Here is a 19,703-nt window from a genome sequence, read left to right as displayed (position 1 = left end):
GCATCAAGGCCCCGGCCACACACAGGCCTCGTGAGCGCGCAGCGCAGACGTCCGTCTCACCGCCTGTCGCCGGAGGCGAGAGTCGTCGACTGGCTCACTCGCTTCGTGTGCGAGTGAGCAGGTCGGCAAGTGCAGCCGCCGAGAGTTCGGCTGCGTGCCCGTCGCCATAGGGGTTCGAAGCATGGGCCATCCTCGCCCACGCCTGCGAATCGGTCAGCAGCTGCTCGGTCTCGGCCACGATGCGGTCGCGATCTGTGCCGACGAGCCGAACCGCGCCCGAGGCCACCGCCGAGGGGCGTTCAGTCGTCTCGCGCAGCAGCAGTACCGGCACGCCGAAGGTCGGCGCCTCCTCCTGCACCCCTCCAGAGTCACTGAGGATGACATGGGCTCGGCTCATCGCGTGCACGAAATCGGGATAGCTGAGCGGCGTGGTGACGATGATGTTCTCGCAGCTGTCGATGAAGGGTGCAAGCGTGGCATGAATCATCGGATTGCCGTGCAGCGGAATGAAAATGTCGATCTCAGGATGCGCCGCTGCCAGCGCCGCGAGCGCCGCCCCGATGTGCCGCAGAGGTTCGCCCCAGTTCTCGCGGCGATGCGTGGTCACCAGAATGTACGGGCGCCCGCTGTCCAGCAGGGCTCGCAGCCGCGGGTCTGTGACGGGCAGATCCTTGGCTGTGATGTACTTCAGCGCATCGATCACGGTGTTGCCGGTGACGATCACGCGGTCAGCTGGGATCCGCTCCCCCAGCAGGTTGTGTCTCGCGCGCTCTGAGGGGGCCAGGTGCAGCGATGCCACGAGCGAGATCAGGCGCCGGTTGGCCTCTTCTGGAAAAGGCGAGCGGATGTCCCAGCTGCGCAGCCCGGCCTCCATGTGCACCAGAGGCACATCCCTGTTGAAGGCTGCGATCGCGGTGCCCGCCGCCGTTGTCGTATCGCCCTGAACGACGATGCAGTCAGGCGGTTCCGGCGCCTCGACGATGAGTCTGTCTACCCCGGCGATGACCTTGCTCAACAGCTCGTTCACGCCCTGCCCGTGCTGGAACACGTCAAGATGGTCTGTCAGCGCCGGGTGCAGATCGAGCACCTCGTTGACCTGCTCGAGCATCTCTCGGTGCTGTTTCGTCGAGATCGCGACTGGTGCGAAGAGCGGCGAACGTTCGAGCACGTGGACGAGCGGGGCGACTTTGATGCCTTCGGGCCGCGTGCCGTAGATCACCCAGACGCGCAGCGGATGGTCAGCTGCCGCTGCAGTCGCTGTCACTGTCGTCGGGTCGGGCTGCGTCATGGCGAGAGGATTCCTTTCGATGGCTGATGCCTCGTCCAGGGCGCGGTCAGACGGACAGACTGAGCGCGGGGTCGTCGTCGATCGGCTCTCTCGCCGTCTTCGACCAGGACTGTCTGTGCAGCAGCTGCCGCAGGGCGGCCTGATACACCACCGGATAGATTATCCAGCTGTAGATCACGAAGCAATGCGCCAGCGCGATGGCCAGCAGCACTCGCCACGGGCCGTTTCCACGAAGCGAGGCGAGCATGGCGGCCACGCCGGGCGCGAATGACATGAGATAGAACATGACCCCCGTGATCACTGCGATGTGCAGATGCTCGATGTCGATGGCGACGTAGACGACGCTGAGCGCGACGGTGGCTCCGACGAGCGCCTGGGTGCATGGGGTGAGCAGATACCAGATCTGGTCGGCACGTGCGAGCGGCCTCATGCCGGTGCGCGGCTGGGCGATCAGGCGAAGCGCCTGCCAAGTGCCCTGAGACCAGCGCACACGCTGTCGGTAGAGTCGGCGAAGCGAAGACAGCCCCTGCTGCGACACCCACGTCGAGTTCTCCTGGCGCCCTTTCCATCCCTGTTCCAGAAGACGCACGCCGAGATCCTGGTCTTCGGTCAGACGGTTGCGCCACGGGCCGCACTCGTCGGCGATCGACTGCAGAGCGCTCAGACGGTTGAACTGCCCGTTTCCGCCCATGTTGGCGGTGTCGAGCGCCGAACGGCCGCGTTGATAGACCCAGCCGAAGACGGCGAACTCCAGATCCTGCACCCAGGGCAGCACACGAGCGCGGTTGTAGATGCGCACGAGCACCTGCACGCCGCCGACACGCGCGTCGTCGAAATGAGGAGTCACCGCCCGGGGAGCGTCAGGCTCCAGACGACCGTCGGCGTCGACGATGACGATGACGGTGTGCGCCTCGTCGAACTGCGCGAGAGACGAGGTCGGGTCACTGCGCTCGGCCAGCAGATGGCGGTAGGCCGCGTTGAGCGCTGCTGCCTTCCCTTGGCGGGCACTCGGTGGTCTTCTGGTCAGTACCAGCACGTCGTCAGAGGCCGAGGTGATCTCGTCGAGCACCGCGCCTGTGCCGTCCTCTGACCCGTCGTTGACCACGAGGATGCGTCGGTGCCGCACGTCGACCGCCTGCAGCCGCGTGACCGAGTCGCGAATGGTGGTCTCCTCGTTGAGTGCGGGGACGACGAACACCCAGAGATAGTCGTCGGTCGCCTGGGCCGGCCCTGAAGAGCCGTGGCGCGAGGTCGCCCGAGCCCCCTTGGCCATCAGCCACAGCTCCGAGAGGATCGATATCAGAATCGTGACGAAGACCACCCAGTAGACCGTCTGAAGAATCGGAGGCAGCCCGCTGAAGGGGTTGATCGCGACAAGAATGTCACGCAGTGACTCCAGCTGCGACATTTCGGCACCGCCTCGTCGATGTTCTCGGGGCACAGGTGTCATGCCCCTCATCACAATAGTTGCTCAGTATGAGAAAGTCGTGTGCGACGACCCACCCTGCCGTGGGCGTGCAGCACCGGTTAGACTGGAGTTCGGCAGTCATCCGACGCGTGGGGCCTCGACGGCGCTGCGCGCAGAGATCTCGGCCACCGCAGACTCAGACAAGGCAGGGAAGACCGCGTGGCACTCGTCGTACAGAAGTTCGGGGGATCATCCGTCTCGGACGCAACGGGCATCAAGCGCGTCGCCAAGCGCATCGTCGAGACGAAGAAGGCCGGCAACGACGTCGTCGTCGTCGTCAGCGCCATGGGTGACACCACCGACGAGCTCATCGACCTCGCACACGAGGTCTCGGTCACTCCCAGCGGCCGCGAGCTCGACATGCTGCTCACCGCCGGCGAGCGCATCTCGATGTCGTTGCTCGCGATGGCCATCATCGCCCTCGGGCAGGAGGCCCGGTCGTTCACCGGGTCGCAGGCCGGCCTGGTCACCGACGCCATTCACGGCAACGCCAGCATCGTCGACGTCACGCCCAAGCGCGTGTTCGAAGCCATCGAAGACGGGGCCATCGCCATCGTCGCCGGCTTCCAGGGGTTCAACCGCAGCACCGGCGACATCACCACGCTCGGTCGAGGCGGCTCGGACACCACCGCCGTCGCGCTGGCCGCGGCCATGCACGCCGACGTCTGCGAGATCTACACCGATGTCGACGGCGTCTTCACCGCAGACCCGCGCGTCGTGCCCACCGCGCACAAACTCGACTTCGTCACCAGTGAAGAGATGCTCGAACTCGCCTCGTCGGGCGCGAAGGTGCTCTACATTCGCGCCGTGGAGTTCGCCCGCCGTCATCACGTGACCCTGCACGTGCGTTCGTCGTTCAGCAACAAGGCCGGCACCATCGTCGCCGAGCCCGAAGAGGGAGAGACCGTGGAAGCACCCATCATCACCGGAGTCGCCACTGACAAAGACGAGGCGAAGATCACCGTCATCGGGGTTCCCGACAAGATCGGTCGCGCCGCCGACCTCTTCAAGGTCGTCTCTGACGAGGGCACCAGCATCGACATGATCGTGCAGAACATCTCGGCCGCGGCGACTGGTCGCACAGACATCTCTTTCACCCTGCCGACCGGCGACGGCCCCCGGGTGGTCGCATCGCTGCGTCGTCATCAGGAGGCGCTCGGCTTCGAGTCGATCCAGTACGACGACCAGATCGCGAAACTGGCAATCGTCGGCGCGGGGATGCGAACGCATCCCGGTGTCTCGGCTCGCTTCTTCTCTGCGCTGGCTGACAACGACATCAACATCGAGATGATCTCGACCAGTGACATTCGCGTGTCAGTGGTCACCCGGCTCGACAGCCTCGACGAGGCCGTGCGCGCCGTGCACACCGCTTTCGGCCTTGACGCCAACGGCGAGGCCGTGGTCTACGGAGGAACAGGACGATGAGCACCTACACACATCCCACCCGCCCGCTGAACGTCGCCGTGGTCGGCGCGACCGGCCAGGTCGGCGGTGTCATCCGACGCCTGCTCGACGAACGCGACTTCCCGGTCGATCAGCTGCGCTTCTTCTCGTCACCACGCTCTGCCGGCAAGACCCTGACCTGGCGCGACCGCGAGATCATCGTCGAAGACGTGACCATTGCATCCGCCGACGATCTCGCCGGCATCGATCTGGCGCTCTTCTCGGCAGGCGGCGCGGCGTCACGCGAGTACGCGCCGAAGTTCGCAGCCGCCGGTGCGATCGTGGTCGACAACTCATCGGCCTGGCGTGGCGATCCGGATGTGCCGCTGATCGTGCGCGAGGTGAACCCGCATGCGCTGGCTGGGCTGCGCAAGGGCATCATCGCGAACCCCAACTGCACGACCATGGCGGCCATGCCGGTGCTCAAGCCGCTGCACGATGCGGCCGGGCTCAAGAAGCTCGTCGTGAGCACCTACCAGGCGGTGTCGGGCTCCGGTCTCGGCGGCGTCGAAGAGCTCGCTTCGCAGGTCGAGGCCGTGGTGAAGCAGGACTTCCGCCAGCTCACCTTCGACGGCGACTCGGTGGAGTTTCCGACACCTCAGAAGTACGTCGCGCCGATCGCCTTCGATGTCGTGCCGCTGGCCGGCAACCTCGTCGACGACGGCTCGCTCGAGACCGACGAAGAGCAGAAGCTGCGCAACGAGAGCCGGAAGATCCTCGAGCTGCCCGAGCTGCGTGTGGCGGGCACCTGCGTGCGCGTGCCGGTGTTCACAGGCCATGCGCTCTCGATTCATGCCGAGTTCGAACGCCCGATCTCACCAGCGGATGCCGAGCGCGTTCTGGCAGCCGCGCCTGCCGTCGAGCTGAGCGCGGTGCCGACCCCGCTGCAGGCCGCCGGAGCGGACCCGAGCTTCGTGGGTCGCATTCGGCAGGATCAGACCGTCGACGACGACCGTGGCCTCGTGCTCTTCGTCACCAACGACAACCTGCGCAAGGGCGCGGCCCTCAACACCGTGCAGATCGGCGAACTGATCGCCGACGAGCGCTTCGGCGCCTGAGCAGCGCGATTTGACCCGGCGCTATGATGGATGAGGTGTCGGCGTGCTCGACACCCCGTCGGCGAAGAGGCCGGCACGAGGCCGAAGTGAAACTGGAGACCCGTCAGTGACTACACCGCTTTCCCGCAACGACCGCGACGTGATTCTCGTCGGGGCGGGCATCATGAGCGCAACGCTCGCCACCTTCCTGAAGATTCTGCAGCCCGATTGGTCGATCGAGGTGTTCGAGCGCCTGCCCGGCGCTGGGCGTGAGAGCTCAGACCCGTGGCACAATGCGGGTACCGGCCACTCGGCGCTGTGCGAGCTGAACTACACACCGCAGGCCGCAGACGGCACCGTCAGCATCGACAAGGCCGTCAACGTCAACGAGCAGTTCCAGCTTTCGCGCCAGTTCTGGGCGCATCTCGTGAACGAAGGCCACCTCGAGGCCGACCGTTTCATCCACACCGTGCCGCACATGAGCTTTGTCATGGGCAAAGAGCACAGCGACTTTCTGAAGGCACGCTATGAGGCGCTGAAAGACCACCCGCTGTTCCAGGGCATGGAGTTCACCGGCAACAAGCGCACCATCCAGCAGTGGGCGCCCCTGCTGATCAAGGGCCGCGACGGCGAACAGCAGGTCGCTGCGACGCGCACCGAGGCCGGCACCGACGTCGACTTCGGCGCACTGACCAAGAGCCTGCTCAGGTTCGCCGCCGAGCGCGACACCTCGATCACGTACAACGCCGAGGTTCGCGACGTCCAGCGTCGGGGCGACGGCCGTTGGTCGCTCAAGGTCAAGAACCGCGGCAACGGTGCAACCGAGACGTTCACCGCGAAGTTCGTCTTCATCGGGGCCGGCGGCGGTGCCCTGCACCTGCTGCAGAAGAGCGGCATCCCCGAGATCGCCGGCTTCGGAGGGTTCCCGATCAGCGGTGAGTTCCTGCGGGCCAAGACCCCAGAGATCGCCAAGCGACATCACGCCAAAGTCTACGGTCAGGCTGCTGTGGGCGCACCGCCGATGTCGGTGCCCCACCTTGACACCCGCTACGTCAACGGCGAGCAGCATCTGATGTTCGGCCCGTACGCGGGCTGGTCTCCGAAGTTTCTGAAGAGCGGCTCCTGGACCGATCTGCCCGGCTCGATTCGCTTCGGCAACATGGTGCCCATGATCGACGTCGGCCTGCACAACTTCGACTTGGTGAAGTACCTCGTCGGCGAGGTCGCGCAGAATCACACCAAACGTGTCGAGGCCCTGCGCCAGTTCTACCCCGAGGTGAACGGCGACGATTGGGAGCTCATCGTGGCCGGCCAGCGGGTGCAGGTGATCAAGAAGAAGGGCAAAGGCGGCGTGCTCCAGTTCGGTACCGAGGTCGTGGCATCGTCAGACGGCTCGATCGCCGGCCTGCTCGGGGCTTCGCCGGGCGCCTCGACGGCAGTGCCGATCATGCTCAAACTGCTGAAGCAGGCGTTCCCGTCTGAGTTCGACGGCGCCTGGGCCGAGCAGATCAAGACCCTCGTGCCCACCTACGGCACGAACCTGAGCGATGACGCAGATCTGGCGGCGAAGACGTTCGCGTCGACGGCGGAGGTGCTCGGACTCACTGCGTAGCCCCTGACCGCAGTCTCTCAGCACGTCCGACGGGGGCGGCCCGCGATGCACATCCGCGCCGCCCCCGTCTCGTCTGTTCCGTTTCCACACCTGTAACAGCGACGGTCTACACTTGGCGGGTGACTTCCACACCCCCAAACTTCTCTGAGAACCCAGACGCCCAAAAACGCGCTGGAGAGGCTCCCCTGCCGTCAGAGCCGCCGACCACGACCGGTGCGTTCGACATCCCCATGCACACCCGTGTGCTCAGCGGGCCGATGCGCACCATCGCCCTGCTCTCGCTGGCCCTCGGCGGGTTCGGAATCGGCATGACCGAGTTCGTCACCATGGGCATCCTGCCGCAGCTGGCCGAGGGCCTGCTGCCCGATCTCGCCGCCAGCGACCCCGAGGCCGCGAACGCGAGCGCGGGACATCTCATCTCGGCGTATGCGGCCGGCGTCGTGGTTGGGGCTCCGCTGATCACCGGGCTCACGGCCCGCTGGCCGAAGAAGCGTCTGCTGCTGGTGGTGCTGACCTGGCTCGTGCTCTCGAATCTTGCCGTCGCACTGCTCACCACGCTCGGGCAGGTCGCGATCGCGCGTTTTCTCTCGGGCCTGCCGCACGGGGTCTACTTCGGGGTGGCGTCGATCATCGCCGCGCGACTGATCGGCCCGGGAGCGCAGTCGCGCGGAGGCGCGTTCGTGCTCGGCGGCCTCACGGTGGCCAACGTGATCGGCGTGCCGCTGGGCACGTTTCTCGGGCAGCAGACCTCATGGCGCTCGGCATATCTCGTGGTGGCGGCGACGTTCACGCTCACATTCGCCTGCATCGCCGTCTTCGTGCCCAGCGACCGGGGCAATCCGGATGCCAGTCTTTCGACCGAGTTCAGTGCCTATCGCCGTGTGCAGGTGTGGCTGACGATCGGCATGGGTGCCGTCGGGTTCGGCGGATGGTTCGCGTTCTACAGCTACATCTCGCCGATCGCCACAGAGGTCGCCGGCATCGAGCCGGTGTGGGTGCCTGCGGTGCTGGTGGTCACCGGGTTGGGCATGACGTTGGGCAACATCCTCGGTGGGCGCTTCGGCGACCGCAGCATCTTCTTCACGATCCTCGCGTCGTTCGCGCTGATGCTCGTGCTGATGTTCGCCGGTCAGTTCGTCTTGGGGCTGAAGTACACCGGCAGCTTCTTGATGCTCTTCGCGTTCGTGTTTCTCATGGGCATTGGGTCTTCGATGCTCGGGCCGGCCGCCCAGTCGAGGCTCATGCAGGTCGCACCGGGCAGCGAGACGATCGCGGCGGCCAGCCATCACGCGGCGTTCAACATGGCCAACTCGATCGGTGCGTTCTTAGGCGGGCTCGTGGTGGCATCCGGCGCCGGCTATCTGTCGACGCTGCAGCTGGGCATCTGGCTGACCCTCGGCGGCATGGTGTTCATGTCTGTGTCGTTCGGGCTCGATCTGCGACCGCGACGGCAGCGTCTGGCCTGACCACTCGGGATGCCCCGGCAGTCGGGAGCCCGCCAGCGTCAGGTGCAGGTGCGTTCAGCGTTCAGCGTTCAGCGTTCAGCGTTCAGCGTTCAGCGTTCAGAATTCAGAATTCACGGTTCACGGTTCACGGTTCACGGTTCAGAGTTCAGAGTTCACGATTCAGAGTTCATGGTTGACGGACACCGGCCCCGACCGGCATCCAGACATGGCAGATGTCGTCTCCCTCACATCTAGACATGCCAAATGTCGCCCCCACGCATCCAGACATACCAAGTTCCATGTCTCGATTGTTGTAGCTGACATTTGGCATGACTGGATGCCCCAGCCGGGCGTCGTGGGGGCTGACAAGCGACATTTGGCATGACTGGATCACAGGGACCGTGACCGTGTGCGCCACGCCATGCCCGCCGACCATGCCGTTTGCGCTCAGCGGCCCACGAGGTGGAAGAATGTGAGCATGACTGAGAACTACGCCAACGATGAAGCCGTCGAGAACGCCCTGCACCGGTACAAGCAGGTGCTCTGGAACGCCGTCGACGAGGGTTCGACGGTCGATGACGCGATTGAGGCCGGTCTTGAGGCGATGGAAGACAACGACACTTTCCAGGAGCTGCTCACCGACGACCCAGACGACCTGATTCAGGCGGTCGATGCCGAACTGGCTCGCGATGCCGAAGAGGACGAGGGCGACGATCTTGACGACTCACTCGACGACGAGTGACCTCGGGGGCCAAGCCGCTCGCACCAAGTGACTTGGCAGTACCTCAGGCGCCGAGCGAACCTGCATCGGTCGTGCTGACGTCGATGCGCGAGAAGTTCAGCCATGACCGCGACGCCGTCGGCCCACGCTGTCCCTGGTAGTGCGACCCGTAGCTCTTGGAGCCGTACGGGTGCTCCACCTCGCTCGACAGCCTGAAGAAGCAGAGCTGTCCGACTTTCATGCCCGGCCACAGCTTGATCGGCAGCGTCGCCATGTTCGACAGCTCGAGCGTCACGTGGCCGCTGAACCCGGGGTCGACGAAACCGGCCGTCGAATGCGTCAGCAGCCCGAGACGGCCCAGCGAACTCTTGCCCTCCAGCCGGGCGGCGATGTCGTTCGGCAGGGTGACCTGCTCGAATGTCGCCCCCAGCACGAACTCGCCGGGGTGCAGCACGAACGGCTCGTCACGATCGACCTCGATCAGCCGGGTCAGCTCTGACTGTTCCTCGGCCGGGTCGATCACTGGATATTTGTGATTGTCGAACAGACGGAAGTATCGATCGAGACGCACATCCACGCTCGCAGGCTGCACCAGTTTGTCTTCGCTGGGCTCGAGTTTGATGCGCCCTTCGGCAAGTTGACGGCGAATGTCGCGATCGGAAAGCAGCATGTCACCAGTGTAGACGGCGCATTCCCCATCGCTCTCCACCGATCAGCCGATCGCCTGGAGCAGGATGCCCCCGACTGCGCCCAGAATCACCACGGCCCACGCCGGGGTCTTCCACGTCATCAGCAGTGCGAAGCAGACCAGCGCGAGCACGAACGAGGTCGGGCCGGTCACCCCGGTGATGAAGACCGGGCTGTAGAGCGCGGCAGCGAGGATGCCGACCACTGCTGCGCTGGCACCGCGCATCAGACCGGCCGCCCAGGCACGGGTGCGCAGGCGATCCCAGAACGGAATCACACCGAGCACCAGCAGCATGCCCGGCAGGAAGACGCCCGACAGCGCGATCACACCGCCGACCACGCCGCCAGGGCCGAACGACGAGATCGCTCCCAGATAGCCGGCAAAGGTGAAGAGGGGACCCGGCACGGCCTGCGCGGCACCGTAGCCGGCGAGAAACTGCTGCCCGTCGACCCACCCCGGGTCGACCACACCGGCCTGCAGCAGCGGCAGCACGACGTGGCCCCCTCCGAACACCAGGGCACCCGACCGGTAGAAGACGTCGAAGAGCGACACTGCGGCCGACCCAGTCGTGATGGCGACCACTGGGCCGAGCACGAAGAGCAGGGCGAAGATCACCAGGCAGCCCGCCCCAAGACGGCGCGACAGACGCAGCCCGCCCACCGTCGATGTCGTGCGCACCGCGTCACGGCACCACAGCATCCCTGTGACGGCGCCCATCGCCAGCGCCACGATCTGCCCGAGCGACCCGGCCAGCAGCAGCGCACATCCTGTCGCCGCGACCGCCACGCCCACGGTTCGGCGGTCGACGAGCAGCGACCGGGCCATGCCCATCACGGCCTGAGCCACGATCGCGACAGCCACGATCTTCAGCCCCGAGAGCAGCCCAGCGCCCAGCGGCCCCGTGAACCACTGTGCGCCGAAGGCGAAGGCGATCATCAGCGCAGCCGAGGGCAGCGTGAAGCCCACGAATGCCGCGAGGCCCCCGAGCAGCCCCGCACGCCGCACGCCCAATGCGAAGCCGACCTGGCTGCTCGCCGGCCCGGGCAGAAACTGACAGAGCGTGACGAGATCGGCGTATTCGCGATCGCTGACCCACCGTCTGCGCTCGACGAGGTCGGCGCGAAAGTACCCGAGGTGCGCGACCGGGCCGCCGAATGAGGTCAGCCCAAGGCGCAGAAACGCCCAAGCGACCTCCCAGACGCCGCCTTCAGCTGTCGAGCGAGCGGGCGCGTGACCAGAGGCAGCGTCGTCAGACGACGAGTCATCAGCAGCAGGGCGGTCGGCGTCGAAGTCACAGGCGTCAGGGCTCACCGCAGCATCGTGCGACACGCAGATGAACGCCCGCTGAACGATCCGCTCACACCGAGATCGGCAGCAGCACGGCGCCGGTCAGCAGCCCGGCCACGACGAGCGCCCAGAACCCGACGACGAACGTCAAGTCGCGGGTGCGCCACGGAATCTCATATCGCTCGGTGCGCGAAGATCCCGCACCGAATGCGCGCGCATCCATCGACAGGGCGACGCGCTCGGCATGGCGGATGCCGCTGGCCAGCAGGGGCAGCGCATACCCGGCCGCCCGACGCAGCACGGCGATCGGCCCGCGACCGTTCGAGACGCCGCGCACCCGATGCGCCCGCCTGATCTGCTCCAGCTCCTGCCCGAAGCGCGGTACGAAACGGTAGGCGGCGAGCGCCGTGTAGCCCAGCCGATAGGGCACGTGCAGCCGCCGCACCAGCGCCCGAATCGTGTCGACGCCGGTCGCCGTCAGCCCCGGCAGCATGCCGAGCGCCGCCACCGTGCCGACGCGCAGGGTGACGCCCAGGCCGATCAGCCACATGCCGGTGGTGAACCGCCAGTCGCCGATCTGCCAGAGCGTCTGCTGCTGCTCGGCTTTGGTGGGATCCATCCACAGCCCCACGCTGATCGAGAGCGCCGAGACGCCCACCACGATGCCGCCGATCACCGCGGTCAGCCGCCGCCAGCCCGCACCGGATCCGACGATGACGACGAGCAGCACCACGGTCAGCATGCCGAGCAGCGCACCGATGTCGTGCAGGGCGAGGGCGACGACGGTCAGCGGCAGCATCGCGATCAGCTTCGCCACCGGGTTGAGTGTGGCCAGCGGCGCCCAGCGGGGTCGCTCGCTCGCCGGAACGGCCGGGTCGAACATGCTGGTCGTGGTCGGTCGCGGCCGCGGCCGTCGTCGCGGCCGTCGTTCGGCGGATGCCGTGGTCGCCTCGTCTGGCAGCGACGGGCCCGACGATGATCGGCTGATTCTCGCCGCTGCCGGCAGCGAGAGCCCGTTCCTGCCGGTCGGCCCTGTCTGCAGCTGCTCGAGCTGCTGCAGCCTGGCGACCATGTGCCAGCCCGGAGCGCGCACTGCGGCCATGGCTCGTGCCAGCGGCGGTCGCAGCAGACCCGCACGTTCGAACGCATCACCGGCCAGCACCTCGGCGGTCGGGCCGAAGGCCTCGAGCCGACCGTCGTTCATGACCGCGACGTGGGTCGCCTGCTCTGTCACGAGCTGCATGTCATGGGTCACGATCACCACGGTCGAGCCCGCATCGACGAGTTCGCCCAGCAGCGCGACGAGTTCGGCCGCCCTGGCCTGATCCTGCCCGTAGGTGGGTTCGTCCAGACAGAGCACGGGAGCACCGGTGATCAGCGCGGTGCCCACCGAGAGGCGGCGTTTCTGCCCGCCCGAGAGCAGATACGGGTGCATCTCGCAGAGGTCTTCGAGCCCGAGGCGTCGCAGCATTGCGTCGACTCGCGCTGCGATCGTGGGCTCGTCGAGTCCCTGCAGATGCAGGCCATGAGCGAGTTCCTCGCGCACCGTGGGGGTGATGAACTGATGCTCCGGGTTCTGGAAGACGAAGCCCACTTCACGCGCGAGTCTCCGGGGTGAGGCCGTCGCCACATCGAGCATTCCCCGATCGGAATATATCCGCACGCTGCCCTTCGGCGGCGACACCACTCCGGCCATGCGGTGCAGCAGCGTCGTCTTGCCTGCGCCGTTGCGGCCGACGATCGCCACCAGCGAGCCGTGGGGCACCTGCAGCGACACGTCGTCGACGAGCGGCTCGTCACGTTCGCGAGCATGTACGCTCAGATGCCGCACGTCGAGTGCCACGCCGGCGGCGGCCGCGTCTTCGCCGACGGCAGTGCGGGTCTCCACCGTTTGCGACGCCGCACTCGGCTCTGCCGGCAGCGCGCCGGAGGCGACCCCGGCATCCACCGCGGCCGTCAGCTCGGCCGGAGTCAGCGGCAGCGGCCGCAGCCCGAGCCGTCGACCGGCCACCGTCGAGACGGGCAGCCAGACGCCCAGTCGGTCGATCTCGTCGGCATGGGCCTCGAAGACGCTGCGTGCGGGCCCGTCAAATCGCACGCGTCCGACCGCGTCGAGCACGATCACCCGGTCGACGATGCTCATCGCCTCGTCGAGGTTGTGCTCGATCAGCAGGATGCCGTGGGTGCGTTCAGCGGCGATCTCACGCAGCAGCGCGTAGACGTCGACCACGCCCTGCGGGTCGAGGTTTGCGGTGGGCTCATCGAGCACGATCACCGGTGAGCCGAGCGCCAGGGCGCAGGCGATGGCCAGCCGCTGCCGGCCTCCCCCGCTGAGGTCGCCCGGGTCGTCGCGGCGGCGATCCCACAGGTCTACGCGACGCAGCGCGCTCTCTGCGGCGACCAGGATCTCTGCACGAGGTCGCTGCAGGTTTTCGAGTCCGAAGCAGACCTCGTCGAGCACGGTGGCGGCGACGATCTGCGCGTCTGAATCCTGAAAGACCATCGCCACGTCGGTGGCGATCTGCGCGACACGAGCACCGGCGACGTCTGTGCCCGACACAGTGACCGAGCCGGTGACCGTGGCCGACACTTCATGCGGAATCAGGCCGTCTAGCGTGAGCGCCAGTGTGGACTTTCCCGCACCGGAGGGCCCGAGCAGCAGGGCCACCTCTGCGGTATGCAGATCGAAGGTGACGCCGTCAGGCGCAGCCTGTGCGCGCTGCGGGTATGTGACGCCGAGGTCGTGCACCTGCACGATGGTCTCGCCCCCGACGAACGGGGAGGACCGGGCACACATGTCTCAATGGTCGCAGCGCCGGCCGCTGCGCACAAGTGTCAGCTCTCGGCGTCTCCGAAGAGCGCATCGATGTCGGCCTGGTCGACGTCGATGAGACGAGACGGGTTCCAGACGGGGTTGCGATCTTTGTCGATGACCTGGGCCCGCACGCCCTCGCGGAAGTCGGGCCGAGCCGTCAGACCGGCGCACAGCCGCAGATCGGTCTCGAACACCTGCTCAAGCGTGCTCTCGGCTGCCAGTCGCAGCGCCCTCTCGGTCACGATCAGCGAGAACGGGCACATGCCGGCGATCAGATCGGCTGCCTCGTCGGCGGAGTCTTCGCCGTGGTCGTGCAGCGCGGCGATCACCTTCGACGGCGACGGGTCGGCGAAGGCCTCGTCGATGCCGGCCTGGTTGCGCACGAGCACCGATGCCGGCGGCTCGACCGCCGAGGCGCCGATGATTCGACGCGTGTTCTCGACTGCCTCGTCACCGCTTCCGACGCCGGCGATCAGACCGTCGACGACGTCGCCAAGGTAGTCGCTCGGTACGAAGTGGCCGGCAAAGCCCATCGCCATCGCATCTGCTCCGGTCATCTCTCCGGCGGTGTACGCCAGCAGGTGGCCGAGCCGCCCGGGAGCCCTGGCCAGCAGCCAGGTGGCGCCGACGTCGGGCATCAGCCCGATGCGCACCTCGGGCATCGCCACCCGTGAGCGCTCGGTCACCACTGGGAACGCGCTGTGCACGCTGATGCCGACGCCCGCCCCCATCGTGATGCCGTCCATGAAGGCGACGACGGGTTTGGGATACCGTGCGATGCAGAGGTCGAGCGAGTACTCGGCCTCGAAGAAGTCGTAGCGTTCGAAGGCGGATGCCTGCGAGAGCGCTCGGATGTCTGCACCGGAGCACAGGCCTCGCGCACCGGCACCGCGAATCAGCACCGCCTGCACCCGGTCGTCGTCGATCCATGCGTCAAGCTGGCTGTGAATGGTCGCGATCATGTCGGCGGTCAGCGCATTGATGGCCCGTTCACGGTTGAGCAGGATCTCGCCGAGGCGGCCGCGCACAGTGGTCAGCACATCTGTCTGTGTCGTCTGAACAGTGCTCATGACCCCGATTTAAGCACGTGCTGCCGAGAAGCGCTGCACCAGCCGATGATGATATACGCTCACCGGCATGCCCCGGCTCAACGCCGCTGTCTCACCGCGGCGTCCGTCGATGCTCGTGCAGCGCTCACGACTTCATCCGAACGTCACGTGTGTGGGCTAGGTTTAACCGCATGAACGCACACACTCCCGACCACGACGCCTCCTCGCGGCGAGGCGGCACCGGCGCTGCCTTCGACGCCCACGACGCCGAGCACTACGACGATCGCCCGCTGGGCAACCGCCATCACATGAACTTCTACACCCGCCGCTGGGTACGCCCCGAGGATCTCAACGCGAACGGCACGCTCTTCGGCGGGTCGCTGCTGAAATGGATCGACGAAGAAGCCGCCATATATGCGATCGTGCAGCTCGGCAACGAACGCTGTGTCACGAAGTTCTACTCCGAGATCAACTTCGTCTCGAGCGCCTGGCAGGGCGATCTGATCGAGATGGGTCTGGTCGCCACGAAGTTCGGCCGCACCTCGCTGACGATGAGCTGCATCGTGCGCAACATGATCACGCGCAAGACGATTCTCACCATCAACGAGATCGTGTTCGTGAACCTCGGCCCCGACGGCAAGCCTGCCCCCCATGGCTACACCGAGATCACGTATCTGCGCGACCGCATCCCCAAGCGCACCGGCGGGTCGATCCCCCGCGCACCCATCACCGAAGTGCTCCCGGTCATTCATCCCGAAGACGCGCACTCAGTCGATCTGGATCAGTAGGGCTGAGCTGCTGACGAGACGGCGATCCCGCCGGGTTGCCGCTACTTGTGTGCGATCAGCTTTCGCCCTGTCTCATAGATCCAGTAGTGCAGAGGCCTCACGGGCTTCTCCCAGGTGCCGAGGTAGTGCCGCGCCTGGCCGCCGAATGACTTCTTGAACTTGGTGAATCCCTGCCACGGGTGATCCGCGGGCGCGTCGTCCGGCGCGATCCCATAGAAGTCGAACCACTTCTTGCCGTCTGCCTGGGCGTCGAGGATCATCTGCACGAGCAGCACTACGTTCGCTGCCTGTTTGCGGTACTGATAATCGGCACCAGCATGTGCGTAGTAACGGGTGTCTCCGTGGTCATAGGCCAGTGAGGCAGCGGCGATGGCGCCGTCGACGGTGGCCAGATACAGCTTGGCCGTGCCCGACGGCATCAGGGCGGCCGCCTGATCGGCGATGTACTCGGCGTCGCGCAGATGAATGTCTTTGCGCTCGGAGACCTGCCCCATGAGATCGGTCAGCAGACGCACGTCGTGCGGATCGGTCGAAGCCCGCACGACCACGCCATGTCGTTCGGCCGACTGATAGGCGCGCCGCTGCCCGCCCCGGATGCCTTTCAGAATCGCATCATGACCGACCGAGAGATCCAGCCGCCAGGTGTCTTCGGGCTGCACATGATGCACGCGGTGATAGCCGCGACGCGTCAAGACCTGCTTCGCGTCGGATTCGGCCTGCTCGTCGACGCCGACCGGCTCGACGCGCACGAAGACGGCGCCGCGGCTTCGGCTCTGACTCTCGAGCGCCTCGAGCCCCGCGTCGAGGCCTTCTGCCGAAGCGAAGCTGGGGCCGTAGGGGGCGTACACACGCCGAGTCCTCATTGGCCCGGTCTCGACCAGACCGCTCACGCTCCAGTCGTTCCCGGCAGCGGTGAGGCCGTTCACGCCCTCGCTGCGCTGAAAGGCCGCCCAAGCAGCTGACTGCAGTACATGTGTCATGGTTCAGAATCCGGTCTCAGTCGTCTCGGGGTAATACTTGCGATACTTGCGCCGCTGGTTGGCCGACGCGAGCATCAGGTAGAGCCCTCGCCTCAGCGAGCGTTCCACCCGAGGATACTTCAACGGTTCGACCACCTGTTTCGTGCGCAGCAGCCGCCGTACCTCCTCAGACTGTGCCCCCGTCAGATACTTCAGCAACAGACCTGTCGGCACTGTCGTGTACAGCACCCGTTGCGAGACGACGTCTGGGCTCTGCGGGGACTCACCGGCGATGACGTCACGGACGACGGCGGCAGCGGGACTCGTGCCGCCGGCGCTCACGTAGTAGTTGTTGCGACCGATGCGCGGGTTCACCTCGAAGAAGACCGCGCTGCCGTCACGCGGGTCGATCTTGGCGTCGAAGTTCGCGAAGCCGTGATAGTCCACGTGCTCGAGAAACCGTCTGGCCTGGTCGAGCAGTTCGTCGTCGCGATCGCTGATCATCGCGGCGGGGATGCCCATGCCTGCCGGGGTGTGGTCTTCCAGAAGCACCCGTGCGCCAGAGAGCATCGTGACCCGGCCCTCGCCGTCGACGTAGGCGGTCACCGACCGTTGGGTCGTGTCGTCGCCGGGAACGAGCTCCTGAACGAGGAACTCGCCGCGGAAGCCGCCCGTGCGCAGGGTCTGCCAGAGTCGTTCGAGCTGCTCCGCAGTCTCGACGAAGTAGATCTTCTTCTTGCCGTCGAACGACATTGTCTGCCAATACGAGCTGACCGCCGGCTTGCAGACGAGAGGGTAGCGCAGAGTCACCGCCTCCGGCTGCCAACCGGCGTCGTCGGCCGGTGAGAAGTCAATGGTCTGAGTGGTGGGCACACGCATGCCGACCTCGCCTGCGATCCGCGCGAACTGCTGCTTGTCCGAGACCTCTTCGAAGGTCTGCAGCGACGGAAACGGCAGCTTGTAGCCGGCGTTCTCAAGCTCGTCGCGAGCGCCGACCAAGAGCCGTGCATACCAGTCCGAGTTCGTCAGCAGCACCAAGTCGACCTGGTCGGCGCCTGACGCCTCCTGCTGTTCACGTGCGCAGGCCACCAGGGCGTCGATGAGTCTCTCGGGATGCTGCCCGACCGTGATGATGCGCAGGTCGATGATCGAAGATTGCCCCACTGCGCCGGTCTCAGCCTCGGCGAGAACGATTGAGCGCACACCATAAGTCTCATGGAACGAGCGGACGAGTGCGTACACCCCGATGTCTCCGCCGACGATGACTGGCTGCAGTCGTCTCGCAGCCGTCTGATTCGAATTCATCCCTGCCTCCCGGTCGCCACGATGGCGGTGACCAGTCTAACCGAGGGGTCTGACCGTTCAGATGTACATCGCCGGGTCGCGGAACTGCTCCATGTCTTCGGGTTCGACATTCGCCGACGAACGGCCCGACCCCGTCGCTGCGCCGGTGAGCCCGTCGGTCGTGGCCCGGTGCGCGGATGCCGCGCCGAGCCCGTCGCGCAGACTCCCCTCGTCTCGCGGTCGGGTCTGCGGACGCGGGCGCGGTTTGGCCGGAATGCCGACCAGCAGCGAGTCGGGCGGTGCGCCCTTGACGACGACGGCGTTGGCTCCGATCGACGAGTGCGAGCCGATGGTCACCGGCCCGAGCACCTTGGCGCCCGCGCCGATCAGCACATGATCGCCGATGGTCGGGTGCCGCTTCTCGGCTGCCAGGCTGGTGCCGCCGAGAGTCACCCCGTGATAGATCATCACGTCATCGCCGACCTCAGCCGTCTCGCCGATGACCACGCCCATGCCGTGATCGATGAAGAAGCGACGCCCGATGCGTGCGCCAGGATGAATCTCGACACCGGTGAGAAAACGGCTCAGCTGTGAGACGAACCGCGCAGGCCCCTTCGCGTGATGGTTCCACAGCCAATGGGCGAGACGATGGTTCCAGATCGCGTGCAGGCCCGAATAGAGAAAGAAGATGCCGGCCGCGGACCGCGCCGCAGGATCGTGTCGACGAGCGTTGTCGATGTCTTCGCGAAGTCTGCTGAACACGCCCACGACTCTATCTGCTGTGCCGTCGACCTGGTCAATCGACTCGGCAGACGCAGCACCGGTCACGACCGGCATCTTCGCATCGACTCAGTCGACCAGGTCGCTGTAGAGCGACGTCGACAGGTAGCGCTCCCCGAAGTCGGGGATGATCACCACGATGGTCTTGCCCGCAGCCTCGGGACGCTTGGCCACCTCGAGCGCCGCCCATGTCGCGGCCCCCGCCGAGATACCGGCGAGGATGCCCTCCTCGCTGGCCAGCGCGCGTGCGGTCGCCGTGGCGTCGGAGAACTCCACGTCGATGATCTCGTCGTAGAGCTCGGTGTCGAGCACATCGGGCACGAAGTTCGCTCCGATGCCCTGAATCTTGTGCGGCCCGGGCTTTCCGCCGTTGAGAATCGGCGAATCGCTGGGCTCGACGCCGATCACCTTGGCCTCAGGGTTGGCTGCCTTGATGATCTGGCCTGCGCCGGTCAGCGTGCCGCCCGTGCCGATGCCTGCGATGAAGTAGTCGACGCGCCCCTTGGTCGCCTCGACGATCTCGGGGCCGGTGGTCGCACGGTGCACGGCGGCGTTCGCAGGGTTGGCGAACTGGCTCGCAAGAATGGCGTTGTCGCTCTGCTCGACGAGCTCCTTGGCCTTTGCGACAGCACCTTTCATGCCCTCGGAGCCGGGCGTGAGCACGATCTCGGCACCGTAGGCACGAGCGAGCACGCGGCGCTCGACCGACATGGTCTCAGGCATCGTGAGAACGACATGGTAGCCCTTGGCAGCGCCGACGAATGCCAGGCCGATGCCCGTGTTGCCGCTGGTGCCCTCGACGATGGTGCCACCGGGTTTCAGCTCGCCGCTGCGTTCGGCGGCCTCGACGATCGCCGAGGCGAGGCGGTCTTTGACGCTGCCTGCGGGGTTGGTGAACTCGACTTTGGCGAGCACGTCGGCAGCGCTGTCGCCCGGCAGCCTGTGCAGGCGCACCAGTGGGGTGTTGCCGATTGTAGAGAGGATGCTGTCGTGGATCTCAGCCATGTCGTGATGCCTTCCGCCGGTCTCTTCGCACACG

General features: G+C 66.2%; 15 protein-coding genes and 1 pseudogene. 6 read left to right on the top strand and 10 right to left on the bottom strand.

The window, feature by feature from the left end; translation table 11 throughout:
* Positions 1-94: 94 nt before the first annotated feature.
* A complete protein-coding gene (gene wecB / locus F8O08_RS00700; RefSeq protein ID WP_158042315.1) occupies positions 95-1,288 on the bottom strand; it encodes a non-hydrolyzing UDP-N-acetylglucosamine 2-epimerase in 1,194 nt (397 codons plus the stop codon).
* 46 nt (positions 1,289-1,334) lie between these two features.
* Positions 1,335-2,696, bottom strand: a complete 1,362-nt coding sequence (locus F8O08_RS00695) for a glycosyltransferase family 2 protein (protein WP_192497675.1) — start codon at positions 2,694-2,696, stop codon at positions 1,335-1,337.
* Positions 2,697-2,915: 219 nt separating this feature from the next.
* On the opposite strand from F8O08_RS00695, the gene F8O08_RS00690 reads away from it, so the two are divergent.
* From F8O08_RS00690 to F8O08_RS00670, 5 genes are all read left to right on the top strand, one after another.
* Entirely contained in the window at positions 2,916-4,181 is a 1,266-nt protein-coding gene (locus F8O08_RS00690; RefSeq protein ID WP_158030637.1) for an aspartate kinase, read from the top strand.
* Entirely contained in the window at positions 4,178-5,257 is a 1,080-nt protein-coding gene (locus F8O08_RS00685) for an aspartate-semialdehyde dehydrogenase (protein ID WP_158038573.1), read from the top strand. The genes F8O08_RS00690 and F8O08_RS00685 overlap by 4 nt, the downstream gene beginning before the upstream one ends.
* A gap of 106 nt (positions 5,258-5,363) precedes the next feature.
* Complete coding sequence (locus F8O08_RS00680; RefSeq protein ID WP_225733481.1) at positions 5,364-6,848, top strand: malate:quinone oxidoreductase; 1,485 nt, start codon at positions 5,364-5,366, stop codon at positions 6,846-6,848.
* Between the two features lie 119 nt (positions 6,849-6,967).
* On the top strand, positions 6,968-8,314 hold the full coding sequence (locus F8O08_RS00675) for an MFS transporter (RefSeq protein WP_225733482.1): 1,347 nt from the start codon (positions 6,968-6,970) through the stop codon (positions 8,312-8,314).
* A 457-nt stretch (positions 8,315-8,771) separates the two neighbouring features.
* Positions 8,772-9,035: an isoaspartyl peptidase/L-asparaginase gene (locus F8O08_RS00670; RefSeq protein ID WP_158038574.1), complete on the top strand. Its 264-nt coding sequence runs from the start codon at positions 8,772-8,774 to the stop codon at positions 9,033-9,035.
* A 43-nt stretch (positions 9,036-9,078) separates the two neighbouring features.
* Here the strand turns inward: F8O08_RS00670 and dcd are convergent, their stop codons facing one another.
* The 4 genes from dcd to F8O08_RS00650 are packed head-to-tail and all read right to left on the bottom strand — an operon-like array spanning position 9,079 to position 14,874.
* Positions 9,079-9,684 (bottom strand): dCTP deaminase, encoded by a 606-nt coding sequence (dcd, locus tag F8O08_RS00665; RefSeq protein ID WP_158038575.1) that lies wholly within the window; start codon positions 9,682-9,684, stop codon positions 9,079-9,081.
* A gap of 42 nt (positions 9,685-9,726) precedes the next feature.
* Entirely contained in the window at positions 9,727-11,013 is a 1,287-nt protein-coding gene (gene chrA, locus F8O08_RS00660) for a chromate efflux transporter (protein WP_158042313.1), read from the bottom strand.
* Positions 11,014-11,059: 46 nt separating this feature from the next.
* A complete protein-coding gene (locus tag F8O08_RS10770) occupies positions 11,060-13,786 on the bottom strand; it encodes an energy-coupling factor transporter ATPase (protein ID WP_192497674.1) in 2,727 nt (908 codons plus the stop codon).
* A gap of 38 nt (positions 13,787-13,824) precedes the next feature.
* Entirely contained in the window at positions 13,825-14,874 is a 1,050-nt protein-coding gene (locus tag F8O08_RS00650) for an enoyl-CoA hydratase/isomerase family protein (protein ID WP_158042312.1), read from the bottom strand.
* Between the two features lie 287 nt (positions 14,875-15,161).
* On the opposite strand from F8O08_RS00650, the gene F8O08_RS00645 reads away from it, so the two are divergent.
* Complete coding sequence (locus F8O08_RS00645; protein ID WP_225733497.1) at positions 15,162-15,641, top strand: acyl-CoA thioesterase; 480 nt, start codon at positions 15,162-15,164, stop codon at positions 15,639-15,641.
* A gap of 41 nt (positions 15,642-15,682) precedes the next feature.
* Here the strand turns inward: F8O08_RS00645 and F8O08_RS00640 are convergent, their stop codons facing one another.
* From F8O08_RS00640 to cysK, 4 genes and pseudogenes are all read right to left on the bottom strand, one after another.
* Positions 15,683-16,621, bottom strand: a complete 939-nt coding sequence (locus tag F8O08_RS00640; RefSeq protein WP_158038580.1) for a lipid II:glycine glycyltransferase FemX — start codon at positions 16,619-16,621, stop codon at positions 15,683-15,685.
* Between the two features lie 3 nt (positions 16,622-16,624).
* Positions 16,625-17,905, bottom strand: coding sequence for a hypothetical protein (locus tag F8O08_RS00635; RefSeq protein ID WP_158042310.1), 1,281 nt, complete (start codon positions 17,903-17,905; stop codon positions 16,625-16,627).
* A gap of 219 nt (positions 17,906-18,124) precedes the next feature.
* Positions 18,125-18,652 (bottom strand): annotated as a pseudogene (gene epsC, locus F8O08_RS00630) (serine O-acetyltransferase EpsC); the annotation flags it as partial.
* 81 nt (positions 18,653-18,733) lie between these two features.
* Positions 18,734-19,669: a cysteine synthase A gene (gene cysK / locus F8O08_RS00625; RefSeq protein ID WP_158042309.1), complete on the bottom strand. Its 936-nt coding sequence runs from the start codon at positions 19,667-19,669 to the stop codon at positions 18,734-18,736.
* Positions 19,670-19,703 lie beyond the last annotated feature (34 nt).

This window comes from Pseudoclavibacter sp. CFCC 13611 (genome assembly GCF_008831225.1).
Classification (GTDB): Bacteria; Actinomycetota; Actinomycetes; order Actinomycetales; family Microbacteriaceae; genus Pseudoclavibacter_A.
Note: the sequence above shows the minus strand (reverse complement) of the source record. Positions and strands in the feature narration are given on the sequence as shown.